Consider the following 15,310-nt stretch of genomic DNA (forward strand, 5'->3'; position numbering starts at 1 on the left):
TGGGGACAACCTGCCGCCATATTGTGCCATGCCTCTGGCACTTGTGCCTGGCCCGGACTGGCATGACGCTCAAGATGAGGCCGCCACATACGACGACGCCACCCCGAAGGGTGGCGTCGTCATCGCTCAGCGGGCAGCGGTCAGCTGGCAGCGCTCGCTACCCTGACCTCTGCGCTTGCTGAAGCGCTCTTACATCTGCACGACATCGAATTCGACGTCGGTGGCGACGTCGGCATCGTAATCGACATCATCACGCGTGAAGCCGAACAGCTTGAGGAATTCCTGCTTGTAGCTGGCGTAGTCGGTGATATCGAACAGGTTGTCGCTGGTGACCTGCGGCCACAGTTCCTGACAGGCCTGCTGGACGTCGTCCTTGAGCTCCCAGTCGTCGAGACGCAGACGGCCGGACTCGTCGGTGGCGATCTCGCCTTCACCATAGAAGCGCTCGGCGTAGAAGCGGTTGAGCTGCTCGATGGTGCCTTCGTGCAGGCCCTTCTCCTTCATGATCTTGTAGACCATGGAGATGTAGAGCGGCATGACCGGAATCGCGGCGCTGGCCTGGGTGACCACGGACTTGAGCACGGCCACGTGGGCACGACCGCCCTTGGCGGACAGCTTCTCGTGGATGCTGCCGGCGGCGCGGTCCAAATCTTCCTTGGCGCGACCCAGCGCACCGTGCCAGTAGATCGGCCAGGTGATCTCGGTACCGATGTAGCTGAAGGCCACGGAGCGGGCGCCATCCGCCAGCACGCCGGCGTCGTCCAGCGCCTGCATCCACAGCTCCCAATCCTGACCACCCATCACGGTGACGGTATCTTCGATTTCCTGCTCGGTGGCCGGCTCGACCTCCGCTTCGATGATGGTGTCCTTGTTGGTGTCGATGGCGGTCGCCCGGTAGGTCTCGCCGATCGGCTTGAGCACGGAGCGCTTCACTTCACCGCTGTCCGGCAGCTTGCGCACCGGAGAGGCCAGCGAGTAGACCACGAGATCGACTTCGCCCATGTTGGCCTTGATCAGCTCGATGGCCTTGGCGCGCGTCTCGTGCGAGAAGGCGTCGCCATTGATGGCCTGGCTGTAGAGCCCTTCCTGCTTGGCTAACTTGTCGAAAGCGGCAGAGTTGTACCAGCCTGCGGTACCGGCCTTCTTCTCGGTGCCCGGCTTCTCGAAGAAGACGCCCAGGGTGTCCGCGCCGTAACCGAAGGCTGCCGTGATACGCGCCGCGAGGCCATAGCCGCTGGAAGCACCGATCACCAGCACCTTCTTCGGGCCACCGTCGCGCTTGTCACCGACCGTCTTGCGGGTGATGGCGATCTGCTCGGCAACATTCTGCTCGCAGCCCTTGGGATGAGTCGTGGTGCAGATGAAGCCGCGAACCTTGGGTTTGATGATCACGTAAGAACCTCGTTTGCTGTTGGCCCGGCGTGTACCCGCCGATGCTGATGCCCGATTCCAGTATGCAACGACCACGGCGCACGCTGCGCGACCGGTGCCTTGCTCTGAAAACGTCTGGTGAGTCTGGCTGTCGAATCAGGGCATGCAGGCGTGTGTGCCTGCTGCTGGCCGCTATTCTAGCGGCTGTCGGCGACGCTGTCCGCCCCGGCGGGCCAACCCGCGCTGATGTCACGTCACTGGAGCCCTCCATGGCGACTGCCGTATCATGTGACGCATTCAGCGCACCGCCATCACACCGCTGTCCTACTTCGCGCCATCCGTTGATAGTGTGTCTGTCTGACAGCCTTCGCTCGGGATCTCTCCATGAACGACCAGAACGCTCACCTCGCCCCCGATGTGGCCGCCCTGCTCGAACGCCGCCAGGAGGTCTGGCTGGCGCTGGCGCCTCTCTGGGAGGAGCGTGACCCCCGCGAGGCGGAGTATCAGCACATGGCCGAAGTGGTCGAGGCACACGGCCTGAGCTTCCGGGAACTCGAAACGCTGTATCGACTCGAAATGGCCCCGGTGCTGGTGCGTGAGCAGGTCAGCATGGCCCCGAGCTACAAGGAGCGCGACGAGAACCGTCTGCTGTCGCGCCTGCTGCAGCATACGCATCAGCTCACTCGCGGGAAGCGCCTCTTCTGGCTGCTGTTCTCCGGCCTGGCGACCATGCCCAGCCGTCACCGTTACGGCAACCTGCTCGAAGTGCTCCATCTGCGCGGCAACACGCCGGAATGAAGCGATCCGACACCGCATGAAGCAGAACGCCCCGTGGCGGTCCGGCCACGGGGCGTTCTGCTCGATACCTGTCGCGATTTGACGCTGAACTGCCCCTCGCCTCAGGGGCGCTTGCGCAGGGGAGCTTTCAGGACGCTGTCCTTGTAGCGTCGTTGCCAGTCCGTAAGACTCGACAGCCCTCGGCTGTCGCTGATGCGCTCTCCCCCCTCCAGCCGCTTGCTCATCCACAACGCGTTGCCATTGAAGCTGTAGATCGGCAGGAGATCGGTGCGCTCACTGGCCGGCAGGATGGAGCTGTTGAGGTTGTCCAGCACATCAGGCATCGACATGCCCGCGCCCTGATAGGTGACGACCATGTGGAACTGGTTGAGCCTCAATGCCTTGACATAGTGCAGCCGCAAGGAACTCTCCGGCACGCCCAGCTGACGCAATGTCAGATACTTGGCCATGGCGAAATCATCACAGTCCCCTGCGCCGGCCCCCAGGAACTCAAGCGGGGTCGCCCAGTAATCCTCCTTCCCCCAGACGCGCATGTCATCGGTGAAATGCATCCGGTTGAAGAAATCATTGACCTCACTGAGCTGACGCCTGGCCGGCTGCCCGTCGAGATCCACGAGCAGCTGCTCCCATTGCTGGACTCTCGCCCACCCCGGTTGACCATAGACCTCGATGAAACGTTGTGCCTGCGTATCGCGGGCCAGTACGGAACCGACCGTGAACAGCATCAATACCCAGGCGATCAGCCAGGTGAAGCAGCATCTCTGCCACATGGCGACCAGCCCCTGGCTGTCTATCAGGGCTTCCTCGCCATGACATCGACGGCCGGTGCCACATAGCCCTGATAGCCGTCGGCGCCAAGGGACATCACGCGCGCCTGGTCCTGTTCGGATTCGACCCGTGTCACGATCACCAGAGACTCGACCTGATGCGCCGTCATGCACAGGCTTTGCAACAGCTCGGTGTCCACATCGTCACGCTTGAAGAACGCCTGATCGATCTTGACGTAGTCCGGACGCAGCGCCTCCAGATAACTGAGCTCCTTCAGCTCACGTGCAAAACGGTCAATGCCTCCACGCGCGCCCAGCCGGCGTGCACGCCGGAACAGCAGCTTGACGCGCTCCAGATGGCGAAGCGCGATGCTTTCCGACACTTCTATATCCAGACGCTTGCAGAGACGCGGATGGACTCCCAACCAGCTGATGAGTCCCGAGAAGCTCGCCTCATCATCCAGCGTCTCCTCGGTGAGGTTGAGCGCCAGACGTGGGGCCTCGATGCCATCGACATGGGCAGCCAGCCACTCCAGCGCATGCAGGTCGAAGCGTGCTCCCAGACGGAAATGGCGCACGACCGGCAGGAAATCGCCGGCTCGGTGCAGCTGGTCCCCTTCACGCAGACGCGCGAACAGCTCCCGGTGCAGCTCACTGCCATCATTGAACAGCACGGGCTGCGCCACGAAATCGAGCCCATCAGGGCGCTCCAACGACTGCTCGATGACGTCTCGCCATTCGCCGCGTGGACGCGCCTGATCCCCTTCCTCGGCAAGCGCGACGCTGCTGCCATGCTCGATGGCCTGCAGCAAGGTCGTGTCCGCCACCGTGAACAACTGGGTGCGGGTCATGCCCGGCTCTCGCCTTGCCGCCCCGATGACACAACCGATCGGGCGGCTGTTCGCCATGGGATTGGCATCCAGCAGTCGATCGATATCTTCGGTGATGCCCTTCAAGAAGGCCTGCAGCGCGGACTCATCGGCTTCTGGCAACAGCAAGCCGAAGTCATGATTGGCCAATCGCCCTGCCACGATGGGCTCCCCGGCCAGCTCACGCTGCTCAAGCCGCTGGGCGATGGCGCGCAGCAGTGCATCGCGTCCCTTGTAGCCCTGCTCCTGATAGACGACTTCAAGCTGCGCGACCCGCAACAGTGCGAAGCTGCCTCCCAGAGGCTCACTCAGCCATTCATCCACTGCACGATTGAGGTAACCACGGTTGCCAAGCCCCGAGACAGCGTCCTGTTCTGCCTGGCGCTGCAGGCGCGCCAACTGCGCCGCCTGAGCCTCGAACTGGGTATGCAGACGCTGCCCGAGTCGATTGACCGCCGACGTGATGCCACGCAGCTCCTTGACACTGGTTTCCTCCAGAGGCGCGTCGAAACGCTGTGTCTCCATCTCGTTGAGACGTGCGGAGAGGCGGTCCAGAGGGCGCAGCAGGCGACGCATGACCAGCGAGGCCACCAGCAGGGTCAACAAGCCCCCCAACAGCAACCAGAGTCCGAGCCGTTTGGCGAGCTTCCAGAGGTCATCGTGACCCTGGGCCGGCTCTCCCGTCAGCGAGATCGTCCCCAGAGAGGCCCACCCACCCGGCAATTCACGGCTGACTGTTTCTACCGGCATGGGAATCATCTGCTGAAACCACTCGGGTGCCTGACTTTCTCGTGTAATGTCAAACGCGATGGGGGCCGGGAGCGCGACGCTTTCCAGCTGGATATCCCGGACATATCCACCATCCAGGGTGGCGCGAATCAGGGTTTCCGCGCTGGCAGCATCACCAAGCTCGACATGCGGCACCAGTGCAAGACTCAGGCTCTGGGCGAGATTCGAGAGCTCGACACGCTGTCGTTCGGCCAGTGAATCACGGGTATTGTTGACCTGAATGAAGAAGATACCGAAGGAAAACACCAACAGCACCAACAACATCAAGGTAAACAGGCGGCGCGAAAGACTCATCTGATTTCCTCATCAGCCGTCAGTATGACCACGGCACCACTTCCTGGTGGTGCCGTGAGCGACTCAACCCTGTCGGGTCGGTACGGCAACGTTCATTGAATCCAGCAATGCACCTGTCGCGGACAACAAGCGATAGTTGGCCGTTTCCAGGTCAAAACGTGCACGAATCAGATTCTGCTGCGAAGTGAACAGCTCACTTTCGCTGTCCAGCAGATCCAGCAGCGTCCTGCGGCCGATATCGAACTGCTTGCGATAACTTTCGCGCGTATCCGTCGCGGCACGCACATAGCTTTCCAGATAATCGATCTGACGCTTGAGGTTCTCGCGTGCATTCCAGGCCAGTCGGATCTCGTCACGCACATCGCGCATCACGCGATCATTGTCATGCTCGACGGTTTCCAGCGCCGCCTGGCGTCCGCGAATCTCGGCCTGATCCCGCCCACCGCGATACAGGTTGTAGCGCATGACCAGTTCGACGCTCCAGTCATCGGAACTGCTCTCGTCCTGATCATAATCGTCCGTCAGCGTGCGATTGCCTTCGATGCTGAATTCCGGGTAGTTGTCACCCTTCTCAGCGTTCACCTCATGACGAGCCGCATCAATGGACACCCGTGCCGCTGCCAGCAGGGGGTTGCGCTGATTGGCCTGGACATAGGCACTCTCTACATCGGCACTGATCAGGTCGGTATCGAGGCTGGGGAGGTTCAGATCCGTGGGCAGCTCACCGACCAGACGCAGATACGCCGAGCGGGAATCCTCGAGGTTGTTCCGGGCGGACAGCACGCTGGCCTCGGCATTGGCCAGGCGGCCATCCACCTGACGCACGTCACTGCGTGCGCCGAGACCGGACTCTGCACGACGCCCGATATCACTGGAAATACGACGGTGCGCATCGAGATTGGCCTGCGCATATTTGAGAATCAGCTCATCACGCATGACATCCAGATAGGCCCCGGCCGTATCCAACGCGACATCATTGGCTTCGGCGGCCGTCTGCAGGCGCTGATAGTCAGCTTCGGTCTCTGCCTGACGGATGCGCTCGATCGTGGTGTCACCGTCCCAGAGCAGCTGGCGAATGGTGAGATCCAACCGACGATAATCGTGCCAGTCATCCTCGTCATTGACCCCATCATCCTCGGAGTCGAACTTGCCATAGCCCAGTCGTCCGGTCAGATCGACCGTCGGGCGATAGGCCCCACGCTGGACTTCCGCTTCTTCCAGACGCTGGATATGACGGGTCACCTGCAAGCGGGTACGCGGATTTTCCATCACTGCCTTGGAAACGGCTTCTTCCAATGACTGCGCAGAGGCGGAGAGACTGGAACTCATCCCCGCCATCACGCTCAATGCCAAGAGTGTCTTTTTCATTATGGGTTGCCCTTGAATACTTCATGTCCATGATCAACGTTCACGCAAGGCACCTTGCCTGGCGCGCAGAATCGGCTTCATCAGGTACTGCAGGATGGTCTGCTCACCGGTGATGACATCCACGCTGGCCTGCATGCCCGGGATGATCGTGAGCGGGTCTGAGTCACTTCCAAGGTGGTTCTGCTCCGTGAGCACCTTGATTTCATAAAAGCTGTTGCCTTCTTCATCCTGAACGGTATCGGCACTGATCTGCTCCACCTCGCCTTCGAGCCCTCCATAGATGGTGAAGTCGTAGGCGGACAGCTTGACCACGGCAGGCTGGCCAATACGCAGGAAGCCGATGTCCTTGGGTGCCACCCGGGCCTGGACCAGCAGCTGATCTTCGATGGGAACGATCTCCATCAGATCTTCGCCAGGCTCGATGACCCCGCCTATGGTATTGATATTCAAGGTCTTGATGGCCCCCTGAACGGGAGACGTCACCAAAGTACGGTCAAGACGGTCCTGAAGACTGGTACGCCCCTCACGCAATCGCCCGAGATCCGCCTGAGTCTTGGCCAGCTCATCTGCTGCACGCGAACGAAATTCCTGGGCAACACCGACACGATTCGAGATGGCCTCATCCAGCTCCGACTGCTTGCCGGGCACTGCCAGTCGCGCCGACTCCAGATCCCCCCGCAGATCATTCACCTCACGCTGGATCTTGAGCAGATCGACTTGCGATACCACGCCTTCACGTACCAGCGGTGCTGTCATGTTGAGCTCACGACGTGACAGCTGGTAGCTGCGCTCCAAGCTATTGATGCGTGACTTCAGCTCTCTCAGCTCCTGCTCCTTCTGCAGAATCTGCTCACGAGAGCCATTCAAGCCACTGTTCAACTGGTTGAGGTGGGTGCGATAGGCAGTCATCGCACGCGCGACAAGTGCAGGACTGCGAGTCTTGAACTCCTCATCGAATGGCAGGGGGACGCGGGTCATGACGACCTGGTCCTTCCAGTCATCAGCAGAGGCGTCCACCGCGATGGAATCCAGCTCGGTGTCGTACAGGATGATGGTGGCCTGCAGGCCATCCAGGGTCGAGACACGCTCGCGCAGGTCGGAACCGGCGCTGGTGTCATCAATGCGCAGCAAGGGCTCTCCGGGCGACACGATCTGCCCTTCCTTGATGTAGATCTCGCGCACGATCCCCCCTTCCAGATTCTGCACGACCTGGAGGTGGGTGGAGGGCACCACCTTGCCGGAACCTCGCGTCACGACCTCCAGGCTCGCCTGGCTGGCCCAGATGACGAACACCACGATGAAGGCCAGCACCATCCAGATCAGGATGCGTGACTTCCAGGGGGTCGCCAGCAGAACGGCTGAGCTGACGTCATCCAGGTGGTGAAGATCGCGCTGTTCAATCGGTGCCTTAGCCACGTTGAGCCTCCTGCTTGCGCCCGGACACACGCCCTTCATTCAAGGCATTCAATACCTTGTCCTTGGGACCGTCAGCGACGATACGCCCACCTTCCATCACGATGACGCGGTCTACCACTTCCAGCATGCTGCTCTTGTGCGTCACCAGCACCATGGTCTGGGTACGCGGCAATGACTTGAGCATACGCCTCAGGCGCAGCTCGGCACGATTGTCCATGTGCGAACCGGGCTCATCGAGCAACAGCAGCGGCGGTCGCATCAGAAGCGCCCGAGCCATCAGGACCGTCTGACGTTGGCCACTGGACAGCATCCGTCCCCCTTCCCCGACCTGGCGATCAAGTCCCTCCGGGTGATGGCGAGTGAACTCGGTCACGCCGGCAGCATCGGCCGCAAGCTCAATCTGGGTATCACTGGCATGCGGCTGCCCCAGGGTGATGTTGTCGCGGATAGAGCCGAAGAACAGCGCACTGTCCTGACCGGCATGCCCGATATGACGCCGGACATCGGCGGGATGGATCTGGTTGAGGTCAAGACCATCGACTCGCACGCTGCCGGCGGTAGCGCGATAGAGTCCACATATCAGGCGCTGCAGGGTGCTCTTGCCGGCACCGATACGGCCGATGATGGCCACTCGCTCGCCTGGCTCGATGGTCAACGAGATATCGGTCACCGCCGGCGGCGTGTTGGCCGCATAGGCGAAGCCGACACGATCGAACTCGATCCGCATCTGCAGTGTCTCGCGATGCACGTACCGACGATCTTCTGCCTCTTCAGGCAACGCCATGATCTGCTCAAGCGCACTCATGGCACTGCGCGTCTGCCCGATACGGGTAATCAGCAGCGCCAGTTGCCCCAGGGGCTGAAGCGCGCGCCCGGAAAGCATGACCGCGGCAATCAACCCACCCACCGAGAGTCGTGCATCCGCGATCAGATAGACCCCGAACACGACCAGTGCCACCGTGGTGGCCTGCGTCAATGACATGCTCAGCGAGCTGACGGATGTCGTCAGATTGCGGCTCTTCACTCCCCAATGAGCGATCTGACCCACCGCACGCTCATAGCGGCGCTGGGTCTCTCCCTGAGCATTGGCCAGCTTGAGGCTCTCGAGCCCCGAGACCGCTTCCACGAGACGTGCATTGCGCTCGGTCGCCAGCCGCGAGCCCTTCTCGATGCTGTTGCGCAGCGGTCTCTGTATCGCCAGGCTGTAGATCAGCAGGATGACAAGAGCTATCAGGGGGACAAGTACCAGGGGCCCGGCGACGATCCAGATGATGGCGAGAAACAGCAGCGCAAACGGCAGGTCGACGAGCGTGGTCAACGTCGCTGACGTGAAGAACTCGCGAATGGAATCGAATTCCTGGAGATGCTTCACATAGCCGCCCACGGAGCCGGGGCGCGACTCCATGCGCAGATTCATGGTCTTGGCAAACAGCTTGGAAGTCAGCAGCACCTCGGACTTCTTGCCGGCGGTATCCATGAAATAGGCACGCGTCTGCCGCATCACGAAATCGAATACCATGATGATCGCCATGCCCGTCGCCATGACCCACAAGGTGTTGAACGCCAGATTGGGCACCACCTTGTCATAGGCATTCATCACGAACAGTGGCGATGCCACGGCAAACAGATTGATCAGGACAGAGGCCAGAATCACGTCACGATAGATAGGCGTCGAGAGCTTCAGCGTCGACCAGAACCAGTGGCCATCGCTCTGTTCCAGCGTTTCCGGGGCGCGCTCATCGAAACGGTGTTCCTGCTTCAGGTAGACCACTCGTCCATCATGGCGTGCCGTCAGCGTTTCCAGTTCGATCCATGCATCGCCTTCCGCTTCCGGTTGATGGATTCGCGCCTTTTCTGTCTTGGCATCCACTTCCAGCAGCACGACAGCGCGCCCTTCATTCAACATCAGAATGCAGGGCATCAACAGATCGCTGATCGCGGTGATCTGTTGATTGACCAGTTTGGCGCTCAGATTGGCACGCGCGGCTGCACGGCTGACAAGCGCCAGAGGCAAACGCCCGTCCTCCATCGGCAGTCCGTCCGTCAGCACGGCGGCTGACCGGGGATTGCCGTGGTAACGCGCCATGAACACCAGCGCATTCAGCAGAGGGTCGCCCTCTCTTTCGCCGACCGGCTCTGATCTCAATGGCGTGGGTTGATCGCTCAACCTGTCCTCCTTAGTGGGGCACTTCGCAGACATTCATTCGGTGAAGTCTAATGCAATAAAAGGGAGATGGCCTAAGCCATCTCCCTTATCTTTTGCATCAACCGTCAACGTTGGTCTTGAGGCTATTGCTATCCAGCAGCGACTGGATGATCTGGGCATCGGAATCACCGCCCGATGTCAGATCCACATCCTGCAGAGTGATCTCCTGGGTGACATTGCTGCCCGCAGAGCCGTCCACACTGATCTCGATGGTGGTACCGCCGTCCCCATCTGACTCGAAGTGCAGGAAGCTGGAAAGGCTGTTTGCATCTTCGTCTTCCCTCAATAAGTCAGAAAGATCTAGAACATCCCCCTGACTCACGCTGAAGTCAGTGATGGTATCCACAGCTTTTCCACTTGACCCGATCACATCATCGCCCTGCATCCAGGCAAAGACATCAGCTCCCTTACCCCCAGCCAGCAAGTCATCACCCTGTCCCCCGACAAGCACGTCTGCACCATCTCCTGTGATCTGGTCACGACTTTCACTGCCTGTAGGTGACACACGTTCATCCGTATTAGTGTCTCCATCATCACCAATCAAACTGTCATTACCAGAACCACCGATGATAATGGAATCATTGACGCCAGATGGGCTGAAGAAGAGAGAAAATTCCGAGGAATCCTCTGAAATAGTCCCATTTTCCTCAGCTGTAGCGGTTACAGTGAGATTCACGAAACCACGGAAGTCATTTGCCGTAGAAAGCGTAGCCCCTTCGAAATCCGAGGCATCAAAGGAAACTCCACCATTGATTGGCGTCAGCGCCACACCGTCTGACAACGTCACTAACGCTCCATCTGGCATTCCTTCCAGTGAAAGGGTTTGAGATTCACTACCATCATAATCCGGAAATTCGTAACTGATAAAATCGCTCAGCAAGAGACTATTCCCTGCCAAGGCACCATCGTATTCATCCAAGGTAATATCATCGATGAATGCCCCTCGGCCATTAGAATCAAGGCCAGACCCTGTCGCCTCAATTACCAGGCTTGAGGTGTCATCAATACCCTGGAAGGTAAATTGTACAGTTCTCCAATCGAAATCAGCGATTATTTGTCCACCATCATCTCTGTATAGACCTGGAGACGAATCTTCGTATGACCCGATTTCAGCACCATCATAGTACACAGTAATCTTGGTAACCGACACGTCATACGTCGGACGTGGCGAGTAGTCCAAAGACAGCACGTATATCTTATCAGAATCTGTCTGTACATCTCGCCCAACAGCCTGCGCAGGAAGGAACGTGTTGTCTCCTACCCTATTAAGCTCAATGAACTGCCGACCATTTCCTTCAGCCACCTCAATTGGAACAGTAACATTTACTCCATTACCGTAGTTCCATCGAGTCCCCATAGAATCACCTTCATTCCAAATTTCTATGGCATTGGCACCAGATGCGGGCTGCCATCCATCCGCCTCAAGGTAGAAGTCTGATGGGTTGTTCAAAGATAGAGCGCTCAATATCTGTTCACCCTCAAAGCCTGAAGAGAATATCCTCTCTGAAGTACTTGAAGAAGTAACCGTAGGCTGATCTGCATCTCCCAACCCTTGGACAGTGATGTTCACAACAGTTTCGCTACCATCATTCAGCTGGACAATAAATGTCTGTACCAGCGTCTCACCATCATCTAGAGCCTGAACAACGCTATTATCGTTATCCAATGTAAAGGTCCACTCTCCACTCTCGGATACGACCAACTGCCCATAGTCCTCAGTCAGTGTGGCAGCCTCAAAGGCCAAAGCAGGATTATCCACATCAACTGCCGTGAGCTGACCTGACGAGGTAAGCGTGACATCCTCCTGGACAGCACCACTCCCAGAAGAGATCACCGATGCATCATCAGTTCCCACGATGGTGACGACGATACCCTGGGTATTGGTAGCGCCTTCCGTATCCGTGACAGTGACGGTGTAGGTCAGGACCAGTGACTCGCCTGCAGACAGGTAGTCGAAGCTTTCCCCGGCAGCGCTGCTGTCGAAGGTCCAGTTGAGCGTCCCTTCAGTGTTCTCGTCATCGATGATGGCGCCGGTGTCCACCCCCAGCAGCGCAAGCAGATCATCGTTGTCCAGCGCGCCAGTATCACCATTGCTGGAGACACTGGTCACGCTTGGCGTCACGCTATTGCTGAGATCCACATCCGTCACCGACAGCGTACCGCTGGTGCTCAGCGCGGAGTCCGTTTCCGTCAGGCTGGCGGAGGCGCTATCACCACTGTTGACGCTGATCGCCGGGCCGTCGTTGCGACCATTGATGGTGATCGTCAGGGTAGTACTGGAGGTATCACCGTCAGCATCCCTGATCACGTAGGTATAGACATCCGTGACCGACTCACCCGCCGCGAGGAACTGCAGATCTTCGCGTGCTGACTGGTAGCTGTAGGAGCCATCCGCTTCAAGCGTCAGCTCGCCATGAGCACCAGTGATCACCGCCGCCGCGCCATCGCTCACCGCGACGGTTTCTGATCCGGAAGTGACGGCGGTGACGGTGACCGCATCGGCCCCCAGGGTGTCCGCCGTCGCAGATGAGCCGTCCACCACATTGCCGGTAACGGCAGCACTACGATTCTCGTTCATGCTGCGGGTATCAGCATTAGCTATCGGCGCGGTGTCCAGAACGGTGACATCCAGACTGGATGTGGTGCTCTGACCGGCAAGATCCGTCACCACGACAGCGAAGTCGTCAACGACACTGTCATCGCCACCGGAATGATCAGCCGCAGTGCCATCTTCCACATAGCTGTAGGAGACCACCCCGGTGTCGGCATCATAGCCAGTGACGGTCAGCGTCCCTTCGCCATCTGGATTGGAGATCACTACCGGTGAGGTGTTGGCATCCGTGATATCCACACCAGCGATCGTCACTGCCGCAATACCTGCCGCAGCTTTCACGGTAAAGGTATCGGTGACCGTACTTCCTGTCGCTTCGGTGACGGACTGATCTTCCAGTGAATTGATGACCGGCAGTGCATCATCAGTACCGGTGATCACGATATCCACTGTCGTGGTGGAACCATCGCTGAGCGTGACGGTGTACTGCTCGACAATCTCGTCTTCAGACGTCAGCCCCTGAACAGCAGCTGTGTCGTTGTCGAGCGTATAGGTCCAGCTACCGTCAGCATTGACAGTGAAGCTGCCGTAGTCACTGCTGTCATCGGTCGCGGCCACGAATGTCGGCGCAACACTATCGACATCGGTCGCGGTCAGCGTACCCGACGCTTGTGTCACACCATCTTCGACAACAGCGCCATCATCTGTACTGATGACAACCGGGTCATCGACCGCCGTGACATCCTGGAAGCTGAGAATGGCTTCATCAATTTCGGTGCCATCCGTGATCACATAGGTGGTATCAGGCACCGGACCGTTGTAGTTCTCACCGGGCGTGAAGGTGAAGGTACCGTCAGTATTGATCAGCAGTGTGCCGACTTCGCCAAGATCCGCCGTCTCGCCCGGGTCGTAGGTATCGCCGTCAACAGTGAAGCTGACGACGCTCAACTCATCACCATCGGCATCAACATCGTTGCTCAGGACGTTGCCGCTGACCGGAGTATCTTCCTCGACCAGAATCGGGCCATCGTCATAGGCCACCGGCTTGTCGTTCAAACCCTGGACATTGATGGTGATGACAGCGGTATCCGAATCCCCATCCGCATCAAGAATGGTGTACTCGAACTCCTCCTTGACCAGATCACCCGCTCCCAATGCCTGGGCACGTACATCGTCCAAGTCATAACTGAAGCTGCCATCGGTATTGAGGGTCAGGCTGCCATAGCTGCCATCGACGGTAACACTACCCCCGTTGTCTGCCAGCAAGATGCCGTCCAGTTTCGTGATGGTCACGGCATCCGCACCAAGCTCATCCTGCCCGCCACCTACGACGCTGGAGATCACATTGGTGCTGATCACCGGCTCACCATCAGGGGAAGTATCGTCCTCACGAATGGTGTAGGTGTCATCATTGGCAACCGGCGCGGTATCCAGAACCGTGACGTCGAGGCTGTCGGTAGCTGTTGCGCCGGTAACATCCGTCACCACCACGGTGAAGCTATCGACAACGCTGTCATCGCCGCCAGAGTGATCAGCGGCAGTACCATCTTCCACATAGCGGTAAGAGACGGTGCCCGTGTCGGCATCGTAGCCAGTGACGGTCAACGTACCTTCATCACCATCCGAGCCAGGAATCGCGACCGGATTGTCTGCAGTCGCGCCGGTGATATCGGTGCCGTTGATGGTGACGGTAGCGATGCCAGTATCAGCCTGGACATTGAAGGTATCGGTGACGGTCGCACCCTCACCCTCGATGACTGACTGATCTTCCAACGAGTCGATGGTCGGCTCACCATCATCAGCACCGGTAATAATGATATCGACGGTAGTGCTGGTGCCATCCGACAGGCTCACGATGTATTGCTCGGTGACGGTCTGTCCTTCAATCAGGCCTTGTACGTCTGCACTGTCGTTATCAAGCGTGTAGGTCCAGCTGCCGTCGGCGGCGACCTCGAAGCTGCCGTAGACACTGCTGTCATCGGTGGCGGCGACGAAGGTCGGAGCGATGCCGTCCACGTCGGTAGCCGTCAGCGCACCAGTGGCACTCAGTACGTCGTCCTCACTCACGGCACCAGTGTCTGCGGTAAGTACCGGCAGATCGTCAGACCCCGTGATGTTGATGGTCAGCGTGGTGGTAGACGTATCACCATCACTGTCCTCCAGGACATAAGTGAAGACATCTTCCGCCTGCACACCATCAGCCAGCGACTGCGTCTTGGTGGTATCCAATACGTAGGTATAGCTGCCGTCACTATTGAGTGTCAGCGTGCCATAGTCGCCGGTGACGGCCGCACTGCCGCCGTCGGCAATCCCTTTATCGTCCAGTTTGCAGACCATGAACGGCGTATCGGCGCCCAGCGTATCGGCGGTGTCATTGATACCGTCAATCACGTTGCCTGTCAGTTCATCCGTCGCATCTTCCTCGATGGTGCGTTCATCAGGGTTGGCAACCGGCGCGGTATCCAGAATCTTGACGTCAAGGCTGTCGCTCGTGCTCTGCCCTGCCAAGTCAGTGACGACCACGGCGAAGTTGTCGAACACGCTATTGTCACCAGCCGTGTGATCCGCAGCCGTGCCATCCTCCACATAGGTGTAGGACACAGTGCCGGAATCGTAGCCCGTGATAGTCAGCGTCCCTTCGTCATCAGTCGCGCCCGGAATCACGATGGGGCTATCCACTGACGCCGAAGTGATATCCGTGCCATTGATGGTGACGCTGGCGATGCCGGCATCCGCCTCGACCTGGAAGGTGTCAGTGACAGTGGCACCCGTGGCCTCGGTCACTTCCTTGTCTGCCAACGTGATGATGGGGACTGCGTCGGTGGAGCCGTCGACGGTGATGGTCAGCGTGGTGCTGGAGGTGTCGCCATCGGCGTCGGTG

The 15,310-nt window shown here is 59.0% G+C and carries 8 protein-coding genes; 1 reads left to right on the forward strand and 7 read right to left on the reverse strand.

Annotated elements, in window-relative coordinates; genetic code table 11:
- Positions 1-189 precede the first annotated feature (189 nt).
- On the reverse strand, positions 190-1,392 hold the full coding sequence (fabV, locus tag QD172_RS15795) for an enoyl-ACP reductase FabV (protein ID WP_279856256.1): 1,203 nt from the start codon (positions 1,390-1,392) through the stop codon (positions 190-192).
- 363 nt (positions 1,393-1,755) lie between these two features.
- On the opposite strand from fabV, the gene QD172_RS15800 reads away from it, so the two are divergent.
- Entirely contained in the window at positions 1,756-2,169 is a 414-nt protein-coding gene (locus tag QD172_RS15800) for a hypothetical protein (RefSeq protein ID WP_077378265.1), read from the forward strand.
- Positions 2,170-2,270: 101 nt separating this feature from the next.
- Here QD172_RS15800 and QD172_RS15805 read toward each other — a convergent pair whose 3' ends face one another.
- The 6 genes from QD172_RS15805 to QD172_RS15830 all read right to left on the reverse strand — a co-directional run bounded on the left by QD172_RS15805 (position 2,271) and on the right by QD172_RS15830 (position 15,213).
- On the reverse strand, positions 2,271-2,939 hold the full coding sequence (locus tag QD172_RS15805; protein WP_279856257.1) for a transglutaminase-like cysteine peptidase: 669 nt from the start codon (positions 2,937-2,939) through the stop codon (positions 2,271-2,273).
- Between the two features lie 23 nt (positions 2,940-2,962).
- On the reverse strand, positions 2,963-4,888 hold the full coding sequence (locus QD172_RS15810) for an EAL domain-containing protein (RefSeq protein ID WP_141392320.1): 1,926 nt from the start codon (positions 4,886-4,888) through the stop codon (positions 2,963-2,965).
- A 63-nt stretch (positions 4,889-4,951) separates the two neighbouring features.
- The gene (locus tag QD172_RS15815; RefSeq protein WP_176493571.1) at positions 4,952-6,256 is read right to left on the reverse strand and encodes a TolC family outer membrane protein; all 1,305 of its coding nucleotides are present in this window, start codon (positions 6,254-6,256) and stop codon (positions 4,952-4,954) included.
- A gap of 33 nt (positions 6,257-6,289) precedes the next feature.
- On the reverse strand, positions 6,290-7,672 hold the full coding sequence (locus QD172_RS15820) for an HlyD family type I secretion periplasmic adaptor subunit (RefSeq protein ID WP_084207911.1): 1,383 nt from the start codon (positions 7,670-7,672) through the stop codon (positions 6,290-6,292).
- Positions 7,665-9,839, reverse strand: a complete 2,175-nt coding sequence (locus QD172_RS15825; RefSeq protein WP_279856259.1) for a type I secretion system permease/ATPase — start codon at positions 9,837-9,839, stop codon at positions 7,665-7,667. The genes QD172_RS15820 and QD172_RS15825 overlap by 8 nt, the downstream gene beginning before the upstream one ends.
- Positions 9,840-9,936: 97 nt before the next feature.
- Entirely contained in the window at positions 9,937-15,213 is a 5,277-nt protein-coding gene (locus tag QD172_RS15830; protein ID WP_279856260.1) for a VCBS domain-containing protein, read from the reverse strand.
- Between the last annotated feature and the right edge of the window lie 97 nt (positions 15,214-15,310).

The sequence above is a fragment of the Cobetia sp. 10Alg 146 genome (genome assembly GCF_029846385.1).
Lineage (GTDB): Bacteria > Pseudomonadota > Gammaproteobacteria > Pseudomonadales > Halomonadaceae > Cobetia > Cobetia marina.

What these genes read in the sequence shown, in the direction of transcription:
- QD172_RS15800 (WP_077378265.1), top strand. Translation starts at nt 1,756, where the DNA reads ATGAACGACCAGAACGCTCACCTCGCCCCCGATGTGGCCGCCCTGCTC.
- QD172_RS15805 (WP_279856257.1), bottom strand. Translation starts at nt 2,939, where the DNA reads ATGTGGCAGAGATGCTGCTTCACCTGGCTGATCGCCTGGGTATTGATG.
- QD172_RS15810 (WP_141392320.1), bottom strand. Translation starts at nt 4,888, where the DNA reads ATGAGTCTTTCGCGCCGCCTGTTTACCTTGATGTTGTTGGTGCTGTTG.
- QD172_RS15815 (WP_176493571.1), bottom strand. Translation starts at nt 6,256, where the DNA reads ATGAAAAAGACACTCTTGGCATTGAGCGTGATGGCGGGGATGAGTTCC.